Consider the following 1306-nt stretch of genomic DNA (forward strand, 5'->3'; position numbering starts at 1 on the left):
GGGTCTGCTGCACCATCCGGTGACAGGTTCGGTTAGGCCGCCTGGGTGGCGGTTGGGAGCATGATCAGCTCGTATTCGACCGGGGTCAATCGGTCGAGAGCGGCTTGTCGGCGACGGCGGTGATAGGTCTTCTCGATCCAGGTCACGATCGCGATCCGCAGGTCTTCTCGGGTCGCCCATGCGCGGCGGTCCAGGACGTTCTTCTGCAGCAGGGAGAAGAAGCTCTCCATAGCCGCGTTGTCGCCGGCTGCACCGACGCGACCCATCGAGCCGACCATGCCGTGACGGTTGAGCGCATGCACCAGTCTCCTGCTGCGGAACTGCGACCCGCGGTCGCTGTGTAGGACACAACCAGCCACACTTGCGCCCTCGGCATTGCGACGGGCGACGGCGTTGTCGAGCGCAGCGACAGCGATGCGGGACTTCATGCGTGAGTCGATGGAGTAGCCCACGATCCGGTTGGAGAACACGTCCTTGATCGCGCAGAGGTAGAGCTTGCCCTCACTGGTCCAGTGCTCGGTGATGTCGGAGAGCCATAGCTGGTTCGGGCGGTTGGCGGTGAACTCGTGGCGGGTCACGCCGTGCTTGTCGACCACGGCGCAGAGGTCGTCGTGGACCGGCGGGCCGGGCTTCTTGCCGTTGCGGCCGCGCTTCTTCCCGAACGCCGACCACCAGCACAGTTGTGAGCAGATCCGCCACGCTGTCCGTTCGGCCATCGGTTGGCCAGCGTGCCGGGCTTCGTCGAGGAGGAACCGGTAGCCGAACTCGGGGTCGTCACGGTGGGCGTCGAACAGCGCGTTGGCCCGGTAGGCGGCAGTGAGGTCGGCGTCGGTGATCGGGCACGCGAGCCAGCGGTAGTAGGGCTGGCGGGCGATCTTCAGCACCCGGCACGTCACCGCGACGGGGATCCCGTCGGCGGCCAGCTCGCGGACGAGCGGGTACATCATTTTCCCGGCAGGTTGGCCTGCGAGAGGTAGGCCGCCGCGCGGCGTAGGACCTCGTTCTCCTGCTCGAGCAGCTTGATCCGCTTGTTCGCCTCACGCAGCGCATCGGACTCGTTCGCGGCCTGAGCGGTCGGCGACGGGCTAGTCGAGTTCCGGTCATCGATCGTGAGCCACCGCTTGAGGCACGACGGCGAGATCCCGAAGTCCTTCGCGACCTGGGCGATGGACGAGTCCGAGGTCTTGAAGACCCGGATCACGTCCTCGCGGAACTCTCTCGGGAACGCCTTCGGCATGGTGTACATCCTTCCAGCGCCGACACACATCGACGCAGATCAGATGTCACCGATCAGTGCAGCAGACCC

The 1306-nt window shown here is 65.8% G+C and carries 1 protein-coding gene; it reads right to left on the minus strand.

Translation table 11 applies throughout. The features are described 5' to 3' along the window. Positions 1 to 32: 32 nt before the first annotated feature. Positions 33 to 1237, minus strand: a protein-coding gene (locus ACYU8I_RS18820) for an IS3 family transposase (protein WP_460843868.1) whose coding sequence is annotated in 2 segments (ribosomal slippage) — positions 33 to 950 and positions 953 to 1237 — 1203 coding nt in all. Because the reading frame shifts where the segments join, the coding sequence is not laid out codon by codon here. Between the last annotated feature and the right edge of the window lie 69 nt (positions 1238 to 1306).

Source organism: Nocardioides marmoraquaticus, from assembly GCF_054777915.1.